At 34.6% G+C, this 21,321-nt stretch carries 18 protein-coding genes; 10 read left to right on the forward strand and 8 right to left on the reverse strand.

Annotated elements, in window-relative coordinates; all coding sequences use genetic code 11:
• Positions 1-226: 226 nt before the first annotated feature.
• A complete protein-coding gene (locus HM987_RS03795; RefSeq protein ID WP_179005381.1) occupies positions 227-859 on the forward strand; it encodes a 7-carboxy-7-deazaguanine synthase QueE in 633 nt (210 codons plus the stop codon).
• Between the two features lie 358 nt (positions 860-1,217).
• Here HM987_RS03795 and HM987_RS03800 read toward each other — a convergent pair whose 3' ends face one another.
• A complete protein-coding gene (locus tag HM987_RS03800) occupies positions 1,218-1,769 on the reverse strand; it encodes a DUF2911 domain-containing protein (protein WP_179005383.1) in 552 nt (183 codons plus the stop codon).
• A gap of 277 nt (positions 1,770-2,046) precedes the next feature.
• Between HM987_RS03800 and asnB the strand changes: the two genes are divergently transcribed.
• From asnB to secDF, 8 genes are all read left to right on the forward strand, one after another.
• The gene (gene asnB, locus HM987_RS03805; protein ID WP_179005385.1) at positions 2,047-3,708 is read left to right on the forward strand and encodes an asparagine synthase B; all 1,662 of its coding nucleotides are present in this window, start codon (positions 2,047-2,049) and stop codon (positions 3,706-3,708) included.
• Between the two features lie 307 nt (positions 3,709-4,015).
• On the forward strand, positions 4,016-5,965 hold the full coding sequence (gyrB, locus tag HM987_RS03810; RefSeq protein ID WP_179005387.1) for a DNA topoisomerase (ATP-hydrolyzing) subunit B: 1,950 nt from the start codon (positions 4,016-4,018) through the stop codon (positions 5,963-5,965).
• A 78-nt stretch (positions 5,966-6,043) separates the two neighbouring features.
• Positions 6,044-8,290, forward strand: a complete 2,247-nt coding sequence (locus HM987_RS03815) for an ATP-binding protein (RefSeq protein WP_179005389.1) — start codon at positions 6,044-6,046, stop codon at positions 8,288-8,290.
• Positions 8,291-8,370: 80 nt separating this feature from the next.
• Positions 8,371-9,399: a DUF6588 family protein gene (locus HM987_RS03820; protein WP_179005391.1), complete on the forward strand. Its 1,029-nt coding sequence runs from the start codon at positions 8,371-8,373 to the stop codon at positions 9,397-9,399.
• Between the two features lie 127 nt (positions 9,400-9,526).
• On the forward strand, positions 9,527-10,453 hold the full coding sequence (locus HM987_RS03825; protein WP_179005393.1) for a malate dehydrogenase: 927 nt from the start codon (positions 9,527-9,529) through the stop codon (positions 10,451-10,453).
• Positions 10,454-10,549: 96 nt separating this feature from the next.
• Positions 10,550-11,206 (forward strand): DUF4412 domain-containing protein, encoded by a 657-nt coding sequence (locus HM987_RS03830; RefSeq protein ID WP_179005395.1) that lies wholly within the window; start codon positions 10,550-10,552, stop codon positions 11,204-11,206.
• An 86-nt stretch (positions 11,207-11,292) separates the two neighbouring features.
• Positions 11,293-11,904 (forward strand): hypothetical protein, encoded by a 612-nt coding sequence (locus HM987_RS03835; protein ID WP_179005397.1) that lies wholly within the window; start codon positions 11,293-11,295, stop codon positions 11,902-11,904.
• Between the two features lie 179 nt (positions 11,905-12,083).
• A complete protein-coding gene (gene secDF / locus HM987_RS03840; RefSeq protein WP_179005398.1) occupies positions 12,084-15,143 on the forward strand; it encodes a protein translocase subunit SecDF in 3,060 nt (1,019 codons plus the stop codon).
• 125 nt (positions 15,144-15,268) lie between these two features.
• Here the strand turns inward: secDF and HM987_RS03845 are convergent, their stop codons facing one another.
• The 7 genes from HM987_RS03845 to folE form a co-directional block, all read right to left on the reverse strand.
• Entirely contained in the window at positions 15,269-15,619 is a 351-nt protein-coding gene (locus HM987_RS03845) for a hypothetical protein (RefSeq protein WP_179005400.1), read from the reverse strand.
• A 61-nt stretch (positions 15,620-15,680) separates the two neighbouring features.
• Positions 15,681-16,544, reverse strand: coding sequence for an alpha/beta hydrolase family protein (locus HM987_RS03850; RefSeq protein WP_179005402.1), 864 nt, complete (start codon positions 16,542-16,544; stop codon positions 15,681-15,683).
• Entirely contained in the window at positions 16,537-17,040 is a 504-nt protein-coding gene (locus HM987_RS03855; protein ID WP_179005404.1) for a DUF192 domain-containing protein, read from the reverse strand. Before HM987_RS03855 ends, HM987_RS03850 begins: the two co-directional genes overlap by 8 nt.
• Positions 17,040-17,867 carry a prolipoprotein diacylglyceryl transferase gene (gene lgt / locus HM987_RS03860; protein WP_179005406.1) on the reverse strand — a complete coding sequence of 276 codons (828 nt, stop codon included), beginning with the start codon at positions 17,865-17,867 and terminating at the stop codon, positions 17,040-17,042. Before lgt ends, HM987_RS03855 begins: the two co-directional genes overlap by 1 nt.
• A gap of 183 nt (positions 17,868-18,050) precedes the next feature.
• The gene (yidD, locus tag HM987_RS03865; RefSeq protein ID WP_179009864.1) at positions 18,051-18,287 is read right to left on the reverse strand and encodes a membrane protein insertion efficiency factor YidD; all 237 of its coding nucleotides are present in this window, start codon (positions 18,285-18,287) and stop codon (positions 18,051-18,053) included.
• 150 nt (positions 18,288-18,437) lie between these two features.
• Positions 18,438-19,916, reverse strand: coding sequence for a cysteine--tRNA ligase (gene cysS, locus HM987_RS03870; protein WP_179005408.1), 1,479 nt, complete (start codon positions 19,914-19,916; stop codon positions 18,438-18,440).
• 56 nt (positions 19,917-19,972) lie between these two features.
• The gene (gene folE / locus HM987_RS03875) at positions 19,973-20,650 is read right to left on the reverse strand and encodes a GTP cyclohydrolase I FolE (protein ID WP_179005410.1); all 678 of its coding nucleotides are present in this window, start codon (positions 20,648-20,650) and stop codon (positions 19,973-19,975) included.
• A 198-nt stretch (positions 20,651-20,848) separates the two neighbouring features.
• Here folE and HM987_RS03880 point away from each other — a divergent pair, with 198 nt between their 5' ends.
• Complete coding sequence (locus tag HM987_RS03880) at positions 20,849-21,310, forward strand: hypothetical protein (RefSeq protein WP_179005412.1); 462 nt, start codon at positions 20,849-20,851, stop codon at positions 21,308-21,310.
• The last annotated feature ends 11 nt before the right edge of the window (positions 21,311-21,321 follow it).

Raw genomic sequence — 21,321 nt, forward strand, 5'->3', positions numbered from 1 at the left:
TTATCAAAAGAGTTGAGAAGAATATTCATAGCTCACTCTCAGTAATTGAAATTTAAATTCGTTAAAATAGTAGTGTAATGTTATAAATGACACGATTTGAAAATACTGCAGAAAATCGATTAATTCAATCTAAGAAATATCATAAAAACAAATCTAAATTCGATTTTTACTTTTTTACTGAAAACAGCAATTGGGACTGTAAACTAAATAACTATCTTTGCAGCTTATGACAAGAAGAGAACGACAAGAATTAATAGATAAGGGACTATTGCTGCCCTTAATGGAGGAATTTTATACCATTCAAGGCGAAGGATTTCATAAAGGAACTGCGGCCTATTTTGTGAGAATTGGTGGTTGTGATGTGGGTTGCCATTGGTGTGATGTAAAGGAAAGCTGGTTGGCAGAATTGCATCCGCCTACGGAAACTGAAAAAATCGTTGAAAATGCTGTAAAATATAGCGATACTATAATTGTTACTGGAGGTGAGCCGTTGACTTGGGATATGGGACCGTTGACGGAACAACTGAAGGCAAAAGGTGTACAAACCCATATTGAAACTTCTGGAGCTTATAAGTTAACGGGTCAATGGGATTGGATCTGTCTCTCGCCTAAAAAAATGAAATTACCAACCGAAGAAGTTTACGAAAAAGCACACGAACTTAAATGCATTGTTTTTAATAAGGATGATTTTAGGTTTGCTGAGGAACAAGCTGCAAAAGTAAATAAGGATTGTATTTTATATCTTCAGCCCGAATGGAGTAAACGTGATAAAATGATGCCACTAATTGTGGATTATGTTATGGCGAACCCGAAATGGAAAGTCTCCTTACAGACACATAAATATTTAAATATACCTTAATTTCAGTATTCAGTATTCAGTATTCAGTATTCAGTATTCAGTATTCAGTATCCATTAGACTTTAGACAATCGCAGTTTAGCAAAAAATTATATTGCGTTATTCTCTTTAGTCTGAATAGCTCCGTGAAGCTTCGTTTCATTTCTTGGAAACTCTGTTTTATTTTTTCTTTGTGCTTTAGCGACTTAGTTTAAGAAAGGCTTGAATAATCCGTTAAAGTTGTTCACAAAAAAAAGTTTCGATTATAATGAATACAATCGAAACTTGATATTTTTCTCACGACTCACGACTCACGACTCACGACTCACGACTCACGACTCACGACTCACGACTCACGACTCACGACTCACGACTCACGACTCACGACTTTATGGTAAATGGAAAAGCAACTCTTAAAGTTCCCCAACCGATGTGCATTGTTACGCCATTGTCAGCTTTCTCAAAGGCAATTGAAAAAGCTTCCAAAGCTTCTCGGGTCTTTAATAACGGCACAGTAAAACGCGCTACATCATTTTTTTCGTCATAAAAATAGCTTCCCCAAACGTTAAGATCTGAACTGATTATTGCAGTCCATTCGTTTTCATCAGGAATTAAATAAAATGTATAAGTACCAGGCTCAATGAATGTATCTCCCAGTTTCATTGCTTCATAAAAAGTGATTTCGGCAGCTTCATTGGCACCTGCCCGCCATACTTTTCCTTTTTCAGCTAATTGCTCTACAGGACGACCCTTTAATTGCGGACGACTATAGGTGATTTTAACCAGTTTGTCAGACTCCTTATAGTCAGCTGGGAAAGCAGCCACATCCATAGGACTTTTGTCTAAATCTTTAAATTCTTGTGCTTGTGCATTAAATGACATTAACATTGTAAACGCAAAAGTAACTGCTGTAATAAGTTTTAAGTTTTTCATAGTTAGAGTTAGTTATTAAAAATGGTTTCATAAAAATAACGGATATAAAATAAGTTAGTCAAAATTAAATACTAAAATTTACAGATTAAAAGTTAAACTATCCATTTTTTAGCTAAAACCTTTGATTTGGTTGTTAATATCATTTTTATTGTTTCAATATGAAACTAATAGTGATATTTATGTTTATAATATGAAAGTTTTAATTCATATTTGTACCAGAATTAATAATAACAATAGGCTGAACACCTTATAGCCTAATTAAAAAGATAATAAAGTTATGTGCGGAATAGTATGTGCGTTCGATATAAAACAAAAAGTTGAAGACTTAAGACCTCAGGTTTTAGAAATGGCAAAATCCATTCGTCATCGCGGACCAGATTGGAGCGGCATTTATAGTGATGATAAAGTGGTAATGGCCCATGAACGTTTGGCAATTGTAGATCCTGCTTCAGGGAAACAACCATTATTTAGTCCAGATAAAAAATTAATCTTAGCGGCAAATGGTGAAATCTATAACCATAGAGCATTGCGACAAAAATTTCCAGATTACGATTTTCAAACAGAAAGTGATTGTGAGGTTATTTTAGCTTTATATCAAGAAAAAGGTGTTGATTTTGTAGATGATATGAATGGTATTTTTGGATTCGCGATTTACGACGTCGAAAAAGATGAATATTTTATCGCTAGAGATCACATGGGAATTATTCCTTTATACATAGGTTGGGATAAAAACGGCACCTTTTATGTGGCTTCAGAATTGAAGGCTTTGGAAGGTATATGTACTAAAATTCAATTATTTCCTCCCGGACATTATATGTCTAGCAAGGATGGTGAGTTTGTAAAATGGTATAAACGCGATTGGACAGAATACGATGCCGTAAAAGACAACGAAACAAGTATAGCAGAAGTTAAAAAAGCTCTTGAAGATGCGGTTCACAGACAACTAATGAGTGATGTGCCTTATGGGGTTTTATTATCTGGTGGCTTAGATTCTTCGGTAACCTCTGCTATTGCTAAAAAATATGCTCAAAAACGAATAGAGTCAGATGATACTACTGATGCTTGGTGGCCGCAATTACACTCGTTTTCTGTAGGGTTGGAAGGGTCTCCAGATTTAGCTGCGGCTAAAAAAGTAGCAGATCATATTGGTACGGTTCATCACGAAATAAAATTCACCATCCAAGAAGGGTTGGATGCAATAAAAGATGTCATCTATAACATCGAGACTTACGATATCACAACGATTCGTTCTTCCACACCAATGTATTTAATGGCAAGGGTTATTAAATCCATGGGAATTAAAATGGTATTATCTGGAGAAGGCGCCGACGAGATCTTTGGTGGTTATTTATATTTCCATAAGGCACCAAATGCAAGGGAATTCCATGAAGAAACGGTTCGCAAATTGGATAAATTACATATGTATGATTGCTTGAGAGCTAACAAAAGTTTAGCAGCTTGGGGAATTGAAGGTCGTGTGCCATTTTTAGACAAAGAATTTATGGATGTGGCCATGCGCATCAACCCAAAGGATAAAATGATTAATGGCGAACGCATGGAAAAATGGGTGGTACGTAAAGCCTTTGAAGACATGATTCCTGAAAGCGTAGCTTGGAGACAGAAAGAACAATTTTCTGATGGTGTAGGTTACAGTTGGATAGACACTTTAAAAGAGTTGGTTGCAGAAGAAGTAACCGACGAACAACTGGCAAATGCTAAGTTCCGATACCCAATTAATACACCTCTAAACAAAGAGGAGTATTATTACCGATCTATTTTTGAAGGTCATTTTCCAAGTGATGCAGCTGCATTGAGTGTCCCACAGGAAGCAAGTGTAGCTTGTAGTACAGCAACGGCTTTAGAATGGGATGAAGCTTTTAAGAACATGAATGATCCGAGTGGTAGAGCAGTGGCAAAGGTGCATGATAAAGCGTATTAGATAAACGATAAAAAAGCTTTTTAATATCCTTTAATTTAAAACGAAAAAATCAAAATCTCGCTTCTGCGAGATTTTGTATTTTAAACATGTTCTTTTAGATAAAAAAAATCATCAAAATCAATTTTAAGCCACTTTTTAGACGTTTTAAGCCACTTTTAAGTAATTAACAAATGTTGATAATTATCAGCCACAATCGATAAAAAGCTTTCATAACGCACTTTAAAATCGTATATTTGTTAGTATTCAAAAATGATACACCTGTGTCATTTTTTTATGCCTTAAATCGAACTAAAATTTATTCAAGATAATGAGCGAAAAAAGAGAAGAATTCAATAAGGATAATTATTCGGCAGATAGTATTCAGGCTTTAGAAGGCATGGAGCATGTACGTATGCGTCCTTCCATGTACATTGGAGATGTAGGTACACGTGGTTTGCACCATTTGGTCTATGAGGTGGTGGATAACTCCATTGATGAGGCCTTAGCTGGTCATTGTGATAATATCACCGTAATTATTAACGAAGATAATTCTATTACCACAGAAGATGATGGTCGTGGTATTCCTGTAGATTTACACAAAAAAGAAGGCGTTTCTGCGCTGGAAGTCGTTATGACCAAAATTGGTGCAGGTGGAAAATTTGATAAGGATTCCTATAAAGTTTCTGGTGGTCTTCATGGTGTTGGTGTTAGTTGTGTGAACGCTTTATCTGAGCATCTTAAAGCAACCGTTTACAGAAAGGGAGAGATTTGGGAACAAGAATACGAAAGAGGTAAAGCCATGTATCCTGTGAAAAAAGTAGGATCAACGGAAAAAAGAGGTACGATTGTCACTTTTAAGCCAGATCCAACAATTTTTACACAAACGTTAGAGTATAACTACGATACTCTAGCAAGTCGTTTACGTGAATTGGCATACCTTAATAAAGGGATTACCATTCATTTAGTAGATAAACGTTACAAGAAAGAGGATGGCGAATTCGAAGGGGAAACATTTCATTCTGAAGAAGGCCTTAAGGAATTTATTAAGTTTTTGGATGGTAACCGTGAGCCTTTGATGAAAGATGTTATTGCCTTTGAAGGTGAAAAGAATGGCGTTCCGGTTGAGGTCGCTATGGTTTATAATACTTCTTATGCTGAAAACTTACATTCGTATGTAAACAATATTAATACTCATGAAGGTGGAACGCATCTTTCTGGTTTCAGACGTGGTTTAACGCACACCCTTAAAAAGTATGCCGACGAATCTGGAATGTTAGATAAGTTGAAATTCGATATAGCTGGTGATGATTTCCGAGAAGGTTTAACCGCTATTGTATCCGTAAAAGTACAAGAACCACAATTCGAAGGTCAAACCAAAACCAAATTAGGTAACCGTGAAGTTTCTGCTTCTGTAAGTCAAGCAGTTTCTGAAATGCTAACGGATTATTTGGAAGAGCATCCAGATGATGCTAAAGTCATAGTTCAAAAAGTAATTTTGGCTGCTCAAGCGCGTCACGCAGCGCAGAAAGCGCGTGAAATGGTGCAGCGAAAAACGGTAATGAGCATAGGTGGTTTACCTGGGAAATTATCGGATTGTTCAGAACAGGATCCTGCAAAATGTGAAGTATTCCTTGTTGAGGGAGATTCGGCAGGTGGTACAGCTAAGCAAGGTCGTGATAGAAAGTTTCAGGCTATTTTGCCATTAAGAGGTAAAATTCTGAATGTAGAGAAGGCCATGACGCACAAGGTTTTTGAAAACGAAGAAATCAAGAATATTTTTACAGCACTAGGGGTCACTATCGGAACAGAAGAAGATAGTAAAGCGTTGAACCTTTCAAAATTGAGATATCATAAAGTAGTGATTATGTGTGATGCCGATATTGATGGTAGTCACATTGCAACGCTGATTTTAACCTTCTTCTTTAGATATATGAAAGAATTGGTAGAAAATGGACACATTTATATCGCAACACCACCATTATATTTGGTAAAGAAAGGTGCCAAGAAGGAATATGCTTGGTCAGATAAAGAACGTGATGCTATTATGAAAGAGTTTGGTGATAACTCAAAAATCCAACGTTACAAAGGTCTTGGTGAAATGAACGCAGAGCAACTTTGGGATACTACCATGAACCCTGAGTTTAGAACATTGCGTTTGGTACAGATTGATAATGGTGTAGAGGCTGATCGTGTATTCTCAATGTTGATGGGAGACGAAGTGCCACCTCGTAGAGAGTTTATAGAAAAGAATGCTATTTATGCTAATATTGATGTGTAATTATTAATTTTTTTAGATTATAAAAGCCACTAAATTAATTCTTTAGTGGCTTTTTTTTTGTATTTTCAGTAAAAATAAATGATTCTAACTCAAATGAAAAAGGAATTCTTTTGTGTCTTTTTTTTTGTGCTTTGTTTCTTTAGCAATGGGCAAAATCGCGATACAATTGATTTAGATAGTCTGCTAAACGAGATTTATTCTATAAAATTTAGCGTCACTGAGGGAGGTATGGAATTAGAATCATTCGCCCCTGTTTTTAAGCTTCTTAAAATTTACGATTCTATCCAAGATCCAAATTTACGAGCTGATGCAAATGAAGCGCTTGGCTATTTTTATACTTCAACGTTTGAGTTTGAAACAGCTATTGCCTATTTTTCTAAGGCTTTAGATGATTACCATGCTTCAAGCCAGTGGATGAAATTTGCCGAAACAAGTAAGCAGCTGGCGATGATACATTGTGATTTAAAGCAATTTGATGCCGCTGAAAAAGTACTCCTAAAATCTTTGGAAATTGCTCAAACTCATTACTTGGGCTTTTACATTTTAAAGCCGTTGCAAGAAATTACAATTCTCTATTCTTATCATAAAAATAAACCGAAGGAAGCCATAGTATATGGAAATCTATTTATTGAAAAATTAAATAAATTTAAATCTGAAGGTATTGATAACGCTGATTTTAATTATTCAAAAACTATCGATGCGGCCATTGTTAACTTAGAGATGGGAAACAGCTATTTAAAACTAAAACAATACGACTATGCAAAATATCATTTAGAAAAATCCTTAGATTTTTTCTTGCCAACAGATGACCAAGAAAAATTAACTCGTATTTATAAGCATTTGTTTACTTGGGCATTACAAACCAATCAAGAAAAAAGTGTCACCCTAGATTATTTAGAACGTTTTTACACCTACAATACAGGTTACTACCTCGATTACGTCACTAGTATAAGAGGACGGGTTAATAACATAGAACAAATAAATAACTATGTAGACAAACTTGAAAAAGAAAAACAAAATTACCTTAAAGAGCGAGGCTTACGTGAAAAAATAACTTGGCTTTTGGTGGCACTTATAGTGCTGTCTTTAATTACCATATTGATTTTAAGAAAACTATACATCACTCAAAAAAAATACAATAAGAAACTTACTGAAGAAAAGGAGACTTTAATGTCTATAGATAAAGAACGTCAGCTCTATTTTTCCATTATATCTCACGAATTAAGAACTCCAATGTTTGCAATCTCTGGTCTTATAGATGTTTTAAAAAAGAACAAAAATTCTCTTAAAAGTAATGACGATGATGTGTTGACATCTTTAGAGGCATCAAGTAATTATCTAAAACATCTTATAGGGAACATTCTAATTTTCGATGCAACTAAAGGCAATGGAGATAAAATTAAAATAAAACTTGAGGAATTTGAACTAAAAGAATTCCTATCTTTTATAAGTAATAAATTTTTGGTTTTAGCGGTAAAAAAAGATGTTAGGATTAACTTAGATTTTAAAAATATAAAAGAAGACTTAGTAGTTTATGCTTTTAAAGATGGTTTAGATCAAGTGTTATCAAATCTAATTATTAATGCTATAAAATTTTCTCAAAAAGAACAAAGTGTTACCATTGCTGCAGAACAACATTCAATACCAGATACCAACAAAATAGCAGTTAAATTTTCAATAAAAGACGAAGGTGAAGGTATTGATGAGGAGTTACAATCTAAATTATTCGAGTTTGGCAAAAAGTTTGACAGCGATGAAGAAGTAAATACAAAAAAAATGGAAGGTATTGGAATCGGTCTGTCGGTCGTTTACCATTTATTAAAAAAATGCTTTAATTCTGAAATTAGAATTGATTCAAAAAAGCAAGAAGGTAGCACTTTCAGCTTTACTATAATCTTTGATGAGTCTCAAAAATTATGTGTTTCAAAAAGCAATTTAGACAATCCACAAAACCCATTAAATATCTTGGTCATAGATGATAATCGGATTGCATTAATGGTAACTAAAAAGTTGTTAGAAAACGCTACTTTGAATTGTTACACCTGCACAGATGAAGACGACGTCCTTTCTATTATAGAAGATAAACAAATCGACGTTGTAGTTGTAGATATAAACATGCCATATATTAACGGCTATGAAATGACCAAGCTAATTAAGGAGAAGTTTACAATTCCGGTCATTGCACATACAGCAGGTGAAGAGGTCTCTGTTTCAGACGAAAAAGTAATTCAAGCTAAAATAGATGATGTGCTAATAAAACCGTATTCCGCTAGAGACTTTAAAGTAAAACTAGACAAATTGAATTTCGGGCTAATTAACACCTAATAAATAAAACCACGGTAACCGCTTTTTGTGTCTTGTTTAATACCTTTGTTTAAGTTGCGAAGTAATTTAAACCTAATCTTATGAAAAAAATAGTCCTCCTTGTTTTTGTGTTAACAATAACATTAAGTTCAAGGTCACAAAACGATATCGATGTCTTGCTTGCAGGTGGTATTGAAGATGCACAGCGTTTTGCCAACGATTATTTAGCACCAGGTACGGACGGAATAATGCATAGCATGAATGCCAATTGGTTTAATTCTGGCAAGGTTAAACCTTTAGGTGGATTTGAAATTTCAGTTATTGCAAATGCCTCCATGGTTAAAGACGAGCATAAAATGTTTAATCTAAATACGGCAGAATACAATAATGTACAATTTGTTCAAGGACCGGATTCGCAGATGGTTTCTTCTGTTTTAGGTGAAAATAATCCAGCGATATTTGTTGTGGTGAAATATGATGATGAATTAACAGGAGATATATTTGGAACTCAAACTGCTACTCTAGAATTACCTGAAGGGATTGGATCAGGTAGTGCCAATTTGTTACCAACAGCTTTTTTACAAGGCGCATTGGGAATTAGCAGTGGTCTGGAACTAAAAGCACGTTTTGTTCCAAAAGTAGAAACAGATGATGTGAGTTTAAGTATGTATGGTGCTGGTTTACAAATGGAATTTACAGAGTGGTTTCCCCCAAATAATCTATTTCCCGTTGCTATTTCTGGTGTAGTCGCTTACACTCATTTAGACGGTTCGTATAATCTTACGGAATCTTCGGGTATAGAAGGCGAAAATCAACGCTTAGAGAACGATACCAATACATGGTTATTTCAAGTATTGGCTTCAACCAAGTTACCTGTCATAAATTTTTATGGAGGCGTGGGTTATATAACAGGAAAATCAGAATCCAATTTATTGGGAAATTATAGAGTAACCGATGGTCTTTTAACTACCCAGACTATTGTAGATCCCTTTTCAGTCTCTAGCGAAGTGTCTGCGGTAAGGGCAACGGTTGGTACAAAATTAAAATTAGGATTCTTTAGACTTAATGCTGAGTATCATTTATCAGAGTTTAATGCCTTTTCGGTAGGACTTAACTTTGGGTTTAGATAAACTCATTCTGTAAGTATAATAATAAAAGCACAAGTAAAAACACTTGTGCTTTTTCTGTTTTAAAACATTAATTATTGTTAATTTAGCTGTCGTTAAAATCAACACAAACAATAAATTTATAATTAACATGAAAGTAACCGTAGTTGGCGCAGGTGCAGTAGGAGCAAGTTGCGCAGAATATATAGCAATTAAGAACTTTGCTTCAGAAGTAGTTATTTTGGATATTAAAGAAGGCTATGCAGAAGGTAAAGCAATGGACTTAATGCAGTGTGCATCCTTAAATGGATTTGACACGAAAATTACAGGAAGTACAAACGATTATTCCAAAACAGCAAATAGTGATATTTGTGTGATTACTTCAGGTATTCCTCGTAAACCAGGAATGACGCGCGAAGAGTTAATTGGAATCAACGCTGGTATCGTTAAAACGGTATCTTCAAGCTTAGTAGAACATTCTCCAAACACCATAATCATTGTGGTAAGTAATCCAATGGATACAATGACCTATTTGGTTCACAAGACAACCGGTATTGCCAAACACAGAATAATAGGCATGGGTGGCGCGTTGGATTCTGCACGTTTTAAATACAGATTGGCAGAAGCCTTGGAAGCGCCAATTAGTGATGTGGACGGTATGGTCATTGGTGGTCATAGCGATACAGGTATGGTGCCATTAATTTCGCATGCCACACGAAACAGTATAAAAGTATCTGAGTTTTTATCAGAAGACCGCTTAAATCAAGTAGCGGAAGATACTAAAGTTGGTGGTGCGACCTTGACTAAATTATTGGGAACTTCAGCTTGGTATGCTCCAGGAGCCGCTGTTAGTGGTTTGGTTCAAGCAATTGCTTGCGACCAAAAGAAAATTTTTCCATGCTCTACCTTATTAAACGGAGAATACGGTCTTAGCGACTTATGTATTGGTGTGCCGGTCATTTTGGGTAGAAAAGGCATAGAGAAAATTGTAGATGTCCCATTAAGTGCTGCTGAAAAAGAACATATGCAAGCAAGTGCAGAAGGAGTTAAGAAAACTAATGGTCTTTTGGAACTTTAGATTTAAAATAAATGAAACGATTTCCAGAAACCTTGCTAACATTAAAGTTGGTAAGGTTTTTGTTTTAAAAGTATAACATAATTAAAAAACAGAAAAATGAAAAAAACAATAATTCTAAGTTTTGCCTTATTATTAAGCGTAATAGTAAGTGCACAAGAAAAAATTGAAGAAGGTATTTTAACTGCTAAACAAACCATGTCTAGTGACAATGAGCAAATGAATACGCAGTTGAAAAGTATGGGAGAGACCAATTCCACATCCTACTTTAAGGGTGATAAAGCCAGAAATGAAACCAATAACCCAATGTCTGGCGATATGACCATGATTATTGATGGATCGACCAAGCAAATGCTAATGTTGATGGACAATCCATACCAAGGAAAAAAATACATGATGCAATCCATTGAACCAAGCACCGAGGATTTGGAGAACGTTACCGTAAAGAAAGGAGACAAAACCAAAACGATTCTTGGTTATGAATGCCAACAGTACATCGTGAGTATGAAACAAAACGGGCAAGATGTAGAAATGCACATGTACACAACGGATAAAATTTCTGCAATTAGTCAAAATACAACGGCTATGGGAGATAAGGTAGAAGGGTTTCCACTGTATTTCACGATGACCATGAACCAAATGGGAGCTACTATAGATATTACTAGTGAAGTTGTAAAAATAGATAAGGTAGCAGTATCAGATGAAAAGTTTGATATGACACCTCCAGAAGGTTATACAAAGATGGAAGGCATGTAAGCTCTAAATTTTTGAATATAACATATTTTAGACTATAGAAAAACTCCCAATTATTATTGGGAGTTTTTTTTATCTATATTTGCCGCATGAAAACCAAACTGCATTTTGGGATAATAGTTATACTCTTGGCGTTTTTAGGAACGTTTATAGAGCAAACAACGCTACCAAATCAGCAGATTATCATACAGTTTTCGGATACCACTGTTACAGCTGAAGATACCGAAAATGCTATTGAAGCGATTCAAAATAAACTACAAAGCATTGGGGTTTCCCAAATTCAAATTGGTCAAACTGAAAAGGGTCAATTTAAAATAACCTATCATAGTGATGCTGAGGTTTCACATATTCAAGCGATACTCTTTCAATCTGAAAATTTCAAAATAGCATACGAGGATTCTAATAGGCCTTCAGATCGACTTCCTGAAAACCAGAGTTCCAATGGCTATGAACTCAATATTTCTGAAATTAAGACGAGTAGTAAAGTTAATTGGGATTTTGATGGTGTTCAAATTACAGAAATCAATCAAAAAACCGATCACTCCAACCCAACTAAAGTAGATTATTCAGGAGTTCAAATTCATACAAAACAAAGCAACAACATCATAAATGTTGCTCTTTTATCAAATAACTCGGTTGCGATTGCAGTTGATAATAGGTTCTATAAAATTCCTGAGGTTAGGGCAGGACCAACTTCATAAGAGAATTTTTAAATCTGAAATAATTCTCATGTCATTTCAAGTCTTTTTAATCAATCAAAAGACTAAAATCAAATTCATAAAAAACATTGTCGGGTTATAGCGTAAACTATATATTTGCGCGCCAGTTCCGATAGCTATCGGAATCAACTAAATATTCGACATAAAATAAAATAATCACAATGCAAAACAAAGGAATAATTAAGCTTTTTGCGCTTTTATTTGGTTTGGTAAGTATTTACCAATTATCATTTACGTTTAAAGCCAATCAAATTGAGGATACTGCCGAACAGGCAGCAGTTGCCAAAATCCCACAAACCGAAGAGGATTACCAGTCTAAGCGAAACTTAGAGGAAGTTCGTTACTTAGATTCTTTAAAAACCACTAAAATACAAGACGGCGAAAAATTTGAGCCAATTGAGGTTTATGATTTAGGTTTAGCAGAATATTCTTATACAGAAGTAGAAAACAATGCCATGAATTTGGGTCTTGACCTTAAAGGAGGTATTAATGTTATTCTTCAGATTTCAGTAAGGGATATCTTAGAAGGATTATCAGGTAATAGTAGAGATCCTATTTTTAACAAGGCTTTAGATGATGCAGAAGAACTTCAAAAAGATGCACAGGAATCTTACTTGGAATCTTTCTTTAGAGCGTTTGATGCTATTAAAGGCGATACAAAATTAGCCTCTCCAGATATTTTTGCGAATCGAACGTTGAGTGACGAGATTAAGTTCGATATGTCAGATAATGAAGTTAAAGGCATTATTGAAACAAAAATTGATGAGTCTATCGTTTCGGCTTTCGAAGTATTGCGTAAGCGTATCGATAAATTTGGTGTAACGTCTCCAAACATTCAACGTTTAGGAAATTCTGGTCGAATTCTTTTAGAATTACCAGGTGCTAAGGATATTGAACGTGTTAAAGATTTAGTAACTAAAACGGCACAATTACAGTTTTGGGAAACTTATAAGACCGAAGAAGTGGCTCCTTATATAATGCAAGTTAACCAAGCTTTGGTTGAAGCAAATAAAAAGGAAGACACTCAAGAGGCATCCGATGAAGTGATGGAAGAAACAATCGTTGATCAAGATTCCACTTCAAATGCTATTGATGAATTAACAGGTCAGATGGAAACGGATTCAACTTCGGTTGAAGATGCGTATCCGCTAGGCATTCAAAGTTTCGGAAGAGGAGGTCCTGTGATCGCTGTTTTCTTGGCTAAGGATAAAGAGAAAGTTTTAGAGCACTTAAATGATCCAAAAAATAGAGCATCATTGCCATCTGATATGCGCTATGTGAAATTTGCTTGGGGCATACAACAAGAAGATTCCGAGTATGTAGATCTTTATGCGATTAAAGGAAATAGAGATGGTGTCCCACAATTAAGTGGTGCCGTGATTTCGGATGCAAGACAAGATTATGACCAAGTAAGCCGACCAGCTGTGAGCATGCAAATGGATGCAAGAGGTGCTAAAATTTGGGAAGAAATGACCAAAACTGCTTATGAGACTCAAGGTAATATTGCTATTGTACTAGATAATATTGTGTATTCCGCACCAAGTGTTTCTACTGGACCAATTGCCGGAGGGAATTCTCAAATTTCAGGATCGTTTTCATTAACGGAAGCTGTCGATTTAGCCAACGTTTTAAGAGCTGGTAAATTACCTGCTTCAGCACAGATTGTTCAAGCAGATGAGGTTGGACCATCTTTAGGTCAAGAAGCTATTGATAGCGGTATGAAATCATTCTTAATTGCATTGGCTTTTGTATTGCTTTGGATGGTATTTTACTACGGAAAAGCAGGTGGATTTGCTGATATCGCTTTGTTGTTTAACATCTTATTGATCTTCGGTGTATTGTCAAGTTTAGGAGCCGTATTAACCTTACCAGGAATTGCAGGTATTGTTTTGACCATAGGTATTTCAGTCGATGCCAACGTACTTATTTTTGAACGAATAAGGGAAGAATTAGCCAAGGGTAAATCGCAAAAAGAATCTATTAAAGATGGTTTCTCTAATGCTTTATCTTCAATCTTGGATGCGAATATTACCACAGGTTTAACGGCGTTAATCTTATTTGTATTCGGTACAGGTCCAATTAAAGGTTTCGCTACAACCTTAATCATTGGTATTTTAACCTCATTGTTTACTGCGATTTTCATTACACGTTTACTAGTAGATTGGTATGTAAACCGAGGAGGGAATTTAGATTTCTCTACAGGCTTAACGAAGAACTTATTTAAGAACATCAATATCGATTTCTTAAGAAAGCGTAAGATTGCTTATGTGATTTCTGGAGCTTTTATAGTAGCAAGTTTAGGGTCATTGTTTTTTGGACCTGGATTAGATCAAGGTATTGACTTTGTTGGAGGAAGAACATATCAAGTGCGTTTTGATCAGGACATGAGCGTTGAAGAAGTGAAAAACGATCTTTACGATGTGTTTGAAAGCGCTGAAGTAAAAACGATTGGTGGGCCAAATCAATTGAAGATTTCTACGAAATATTTAGTTGAAGACAGTTCTATTGAAGCCGACGAAAAAGTACAATCCATGTTGTTTACAACATTGCAAAAGTACCTTCCTGAAGGTATGACGTACCAAGAGTTTTTAGAGGGTTCGGGCGAGCAAAAAATTGGTAAAATGTTATCGAGTAAAGTAAGTCCAACTATTGCAGATGATATTAAGAAATCATCAATTTGGGCGATTTTAGGATCTTTAGTCGTGGTTTTCTTATACATCTTATTACGTTTTAAGAAATGGCAATTCTCTCTTGGAGCGGTAGCTGCCGTTTTCCATGATGTATTAATTGTATTGGGAATCTATTCTTTAACTTGGCGTTTTATGCCATTTAGCATGGAGATTGACCAAACTTTTATTGCGGCCATCTTAACCGTAATTGGTTACTCGCTGAATGATACGGTTGTTGTTTTCGATAGAATTCGGGAATACTTTAACGAAAATTTAGGTTGGACGTTCGATACCACCATCAACAAATCGATTAACAGTACCATCAGTAGAACATTGAATACATCTTTAACCACCTTAGTGGTGTTATTGGCTATGTTCTTGTTTGGTGCAGATTCACTTAAAGATTTATTGTTCGCATTAATCGTGGGTGTCATTGTAGGTACGTACTCTTCAGTATTTATCGCAACACCGATTATGTACGATACAGCTAAAAAAGGAGATGCAACAGATGCACTGAAGAAAAAAGTGAAAGAAGATGTTGAGGAAGCTTAATTCTCTTTAAATAATTTTATAAATGTCACACTGAGCGCTTGTCTGCTAAGCAGGCAGACGGTCGAAGTGTTGATTAAGAATTTAAAAAATGCCTTTCTTGATAGAGAGGCATTTTTTTATAAAAGTTAGCCAATAAGATTTCCAAAAATTATGATAAGAATTATTATTCCAACTATTACAAGAATAAATGTAATAATCAATTTGAATTTTTTCTTTTGATCGTCAAAATCTGAAACAAGGTTCGTTTCTACATTAGCAATAATTTGGTGATTGATGATAATCTGATTTATTTTATCCATATCGGAATCAAGTAAAAAGTATCTAATTCCACTATCAAGATTTGGTTGTTCGTTGATATTATAATAGAATTTGATATTGTTTTTGAACAATTCAGACTCGAAAATTATTTGATCTTTCGGTAAGATATACAGTTTATAATGGTCTTGTAGTTTTATATTGAAGTTTGAACCTGGCATTCAGTTTATAATTTAATTTGTCAATTATCTTAAACTCTAAGATTATGAATGATTAAATTTTTTAAGAATGCTGTTCAATCCACTCATGCGTCATCTTCCATAATGAATCTTTAAATTGATGTCTAAAGAAGCCAAAATGACCAACATCTGAAATACCCAATTCTTCTGGAAGAATATGACGTCTATCCACTTTAGCATTTACAAATTGTTTCGCTAACCAATCTACAGCAACTTTTGAGGCAAATTCATCATTAGGAAAACTTAAGGCGAGCAAATTTTTATTAAAATTTTTAAATTGAAGATCTTCAAAATTAAAATCACTTAGTAAATAGTCATTTCGTTTTCCCCAACTTCGCCATTGAAAAGCCATTTGTTTAGGTAAATTTTCAAAAAGCCCAAATTTCTTTGCAGGAAAATAGCCGAAAAGCGGAGTTAATGTTGGAATCATAATATACCAAAACATAAACATTCTAAAACGTTCAAAACCTTTCCAATGTTTCCAATAACCGCTTTGTGAAGCAACGGTAATTATAGTATCTATTTGAGGCATCGATTTGTTGAAAGCTAATAGTTGTCCTCCAATACTGTGCGTAATAACTATTATTTTATGGTTTGGGTTCTGCGATTTCGCATAAGTTACAACAGCAGTTTGGTCGTTTTCACCCCAAGCTTTTAAATCAATATTATTTTTCTTAAGGTGGGAAAGGTCTGGATTTGATTTTCCGATTCCAGAATAATCAAATGTGTAAATCGTATATCCTAATTCTGAAAAGTAGGAGGCGAACTTAAAATAATAATATTGCAATACTCCAGTCGCAGAAGAAATGACAATACTTTTGTGATTTGAAATTTGAGGTTTAAAAACGGTAAGATTCAAATCATGCCCTAAAGGTGTGTTGATATCTAAACCTAATGGCTCAGTCATTGGTAGGTGTAAAACTTATCTGATCTCCAACGGCCAATTCCCATTCATCAGAAAGTCCTCCGTTGATTTCTAAAACGTACTTTGCAGGAGCTTCAGACGGAAGCGACGTTTCATTCATTGGCTGTGCGTTTTTTTGAAAACTAACGATGGTTTTATTTTCATCTATATAAATAATATCCAAAGGAATCTTGGTATTCTTCATATAGAAACTTCGCATTTGCACATCAGGAAATATAAACAACATCCCATGATTAGTTTCAAGCTTGGTTCTGTACATTAAACCGGTTTGGGTTTCGTATTCGTCATCCGCAATTTCAATGTCTATAGTTTTTATTATTGAATCTGAATCGGCTTTAATAAGATCTAAAGTCCCTTCTTTCTTAAAACTAACAACGACTTTATCTTCAGGCTTTGTTGTTTTTTCTTCTTTACAAGACGAAAGAAAAACGAATCCAAAAATGATAAGTACAATTGTTATGTAGCGTTGAAATCGCATTAACTCAATTTTGTTTTGGGTTTGTACATAAACATGAAGTATAATCCAATCAATATAAACGGAATACTTAACCACTGACCAGTATTTAAATTAAACCAATTAATATATTCATCACCTTGTGATTCTTTCACAAATTCAACAAAGAATCTAACCGTCCAAAGTAACACTAAAAACAATCCGAATAAAAAGCCTTGTTGTTCCGATTTTTTTGTTTTCCAATAGAAATAAAAGAGAATTAGGAATACAAATATATAGCAGAAGGCTTCGTACAATTGTGCAGGATGTCTGGGTTCCGTTTCACCTAATTGTTTAAAGACGACACCAAAATCACTTCCTGTATATTTTCCAATAATTTCAGAATTGATAAAATTACCAATTCTCACAAATACAGCTCCGGATGCCACAGGAATGACCACACGATCCAAAATCCAAATCACGGTTTTATGCAACACTTTTTTGTTGTAGAGGTACATGGAAATAATCATACCAATGGCAGCGCCATGACTTGCCAAACCTTGAAAACCGGTAAACTCAAAACCACCTGCAAATTTAAAAGGTAAAAAGATGCTGAAAAAATCTTCGGTAATTAATTCTGGCTGGTAAAAAATAACATGACCTAACCTGGCACCAAGCATAATTCCCAAAACAGAATAAATGAACAGAGAATCAAGGGATTCCTCAGACTCATTTTCATTTTTCCATATACGTTTTGTGATTTGAAAGCCCAAAATAAAGGCAACTATCCACATGAGACTATAAAAGTGAAGTTTAAAAAAACCTAAATCAATAAACTTAGTAGGATCCCAATCGATCTGTAATAAAAACATAGATATTCTCTTTATTCGGTAAATATAATATTTTGAAACCTTTTGAAAACCGGATTAACTTAAAATTAGTTTTCTTTCGGTGGAACAGGATCAAAACCACTGCCTCCCCAAGGCGACAGAGCGTAAAGAAAATGTACAGTGTAAAGTTTTAGCGAATGGGCGAGCTGGCGCGCTGGGAAATTTTTAGTTGTCATCCTTTTTAGGAACAGGATCAAATCCACTGCCTCCCCAAGGATGACAACTAAAAATCCGTTTTATGGCCAACCAACCGCCTTTAAAAAAACCATGAATCTCAAGAGCTTCTTTTGCATAATGAGAACATGTTGGTTGGTATCTGCAAGTAGCTGGAGTGAAAGGGGATATAACGGTCTGATAGACTTTAATTAAGAAGAGGAAAGGATATGTAAGAATTTTTTTGATGAGTGTAAGTTGTTTAATTGATTTTCTTTGAGTCGTTAGAGAATTTTTTTCTAATATAAAGTTTATTTTGATTGTTTATTTGAAACGACAAATCAATTCACAGCAGTGAGGAACAACTCAACGACAAACAACTTTACAACTTAATAGTTATTAGAAAGTAAAAGTCGTCCCTTCCCGACTATCATTCAATTGAATGCCTGCTTCGGCCAATTCATCTCTAATCTTATCAGACAAAGCAAAATCTTTATTCAGTCTTGCTTCTTTTCTAAGTTTAATTAAAATTTCTACCGCACCAGATAATTTATCACTTCCAGTACTTTCTTTCGAAATAGTTACCAAACCAAGAACATCAAAAACGAAGGTTTTAATCGTTTCCTTTAATAATTGTAAATCTTCAGAAGTGATGCTCGCACTTCCATCTTTCACTTGATTGATGAATTTGACACCTTCAAATAATGTGGCAATTAAAATCGGCGTATTAAAATCGTCATTCATAGCATCGTAGCATTTCTGCTTCCATTCCGCAATATTAAATGAAGATGAAGAATGGGTTTTCAACTTATCGATTATGCCAATGGCATCCATAAATCTGTGGAATCCCTTTTCGGCAGCTGCTAAGCCATCATCCGTTAAATCCAAAACACTTCTGTAGGAAGCTTGCATCATAAAAAAACGAATGACACTTGGATTGTAGGCTTTAGACATAATATCATTATCGCCAGACAGTAATTCCGCCGGATTGATATAATTTCCAGTTGATTTACTCATTCGAGCGCCGTTGAGCTCTAGCATATTGGCATGCATCCAATATTTTACAGGCGCTTGACCTTTTGCGGCTTGGTTTTGAGCAATTTCACATTCGTGATGTGGGAATTTTAAATCCATTCCACCACCATGAATATCAAAGTAGTCCCCCAAATATTTAGTGCTCATAGCTGTACATTCTAAATGCCAACCAGGAAAACCATCGCTCCAAGGCGAAGGCCAACGCATAATATGGGTAGGTTCTGCTTTTTTCCAAAGGGCGAAATCTTGTGGGTTCTTTTTATCACTCTGACCATCAAGTGCACGCGTATTATGAATTAAATCTTCTAACCTACGTTTACTTAAAATACCGTATGCGTTAGATTCATTGTACTTGTGAACATCAAAATAAACTGAACCATTAACAATATACGCGAAGCCATTATCTATAATGGACTGAATCAGTTCAATCTGCTCAATAATGTGACCCGTTGCAGTGGGTTCGATACTTGGTGGTAAAAAATTAAACGTATTGAGTACGTTATGAAAATCCACCGTATAACGCTGCACAATTTCCATAGGTTCAATAGCTTCTAATCGTGCTTTTTTCGTGATTTTATCCTCACCAATATCGCCATCATTTTCTAAATGGCCAGCATCTGTGATGTTACGAACATAACGCACTTTATAACCTAAGTGTTTAAGGTATCGAAAAATCATATCGAAAGACATAAATGTCCTCACATTACCCAAATGAACGTTACTATAAACGGTTGGCCCACAAACGTACAAACCAACATAGCCCTCAGTAATCGGTTGAAAAATCTCTTTTTCTCCTGAAAGGGTATTGTATATTTTTATTTGTTGTTGATTAAATAACGACATGCTGAGCTTTTGAAAGATGAATCAATAAATTGAATTTGCTAATTGGGGTAAATAATCTAAAACTGTGTATCTAATTTAATATAGTCTAAAAACTCTCTTCTCGTTTCTTTTTCTTTGAATTTACCACCAAATTCTGAAGTGACTGTACTACTCTCAATATCTCTGATACCACGAGAGTTCACGCAAAGATGTTTGGCATCAATAACACATGCGACGTCTTCTGTATTTAGAACATTCTGAAGTTCTTTTACAATTTGAATTGTTAAACGTTCTTGAACCTGTGGTCTTTTAGCAAAGTAATCAACAATTCTATTCATTTTAGAAAGTCCAACAACAGTTCCGTTGGAAATATAAGCCACATGTGCTCGTCCAACTATAGGTAATAAATGATGCTCGCAAGTTGAATACACTGTGATGTTTTTTTCAACTAACATTTCACCATATTTGTACTTGTTATCAAAAGTGGATGCACTTGGTTTTTTATCAGGATCTAAACCCCCAAAAATCTCATTGACAAACATTTTTGCCACTCTATTAGGTGTTCCTTTTAAGCTGTCATCACTTAAGTCTAGTCCTAAAGTTTCCAAAATATGTTTAACATCATCTTTAATGATATCAATTTTATCATTCTTGGAAAGTTTAAAAGCATCAGCTCTCAAAGGAGTTTCACTGGAAGAACCTATATGGTCATCTCCAAGAGCATCTATATCATTAAAATCACTTTCAATTTTCATTGTAAAATAATTGGTTATCTATTTCTTATAAAACGAAAGGCAAAGATAAACAATAAAAATAGTTTCATTGAGGTAGGAGTTTTATAATTAAGCCTGTTATATATATAAACTCGTTAAAATGTCAATATCATTGACGAATTAACAGCTGTTTGATTTTAATTTTATTAATTTTCGAAATTCTAAAATTTAGATTTTACCATGAAAAAATTCCTCTTAGTTTTACCTTTATTATTTTTTAGTATTGCGACTTTTAGTCAAAATAAAAGTGGCATCACAATTCAATATCCAGAAAATGTCGAAGCTCCTCTTACTAAGGAGGAAAAGGCTATGATTGAAGAAGTATATCAATCTAAAACCAAGGAGTTGGTCTATGATGATGAGCAATTTTTAAAAGATATAAAACACCTCTTAAGAAATAGAATCACAATTTATCAAGATAGTAATCCTAAAACCCAGAAAAAAGGGATGTTGCTTTCTGATACGCCTTTATTCAATAAGCACAATAAAGATTTAAAACGGGATGTTGATTTCGATCTTAAAAATTTCAACCCGCTGAAATATGAATTGGATTTTTTTGCGAATGGAACTTATGTTTACCGCATTGACAATACCGATTATTTTATTCAGGTGACTTCACAGCATAGAAAAATTAAAAAATAATACTAACTGAC

This window comes from Winogradskyella forsetii (genome assembly GCF_013394595.1).
Lineage (GTDB): Bacteria > Bacteroidota > Bacteroidia > Flavobacteriales > Flavobacteriaceae > Winogradskyella > Winogradskyella forsetii.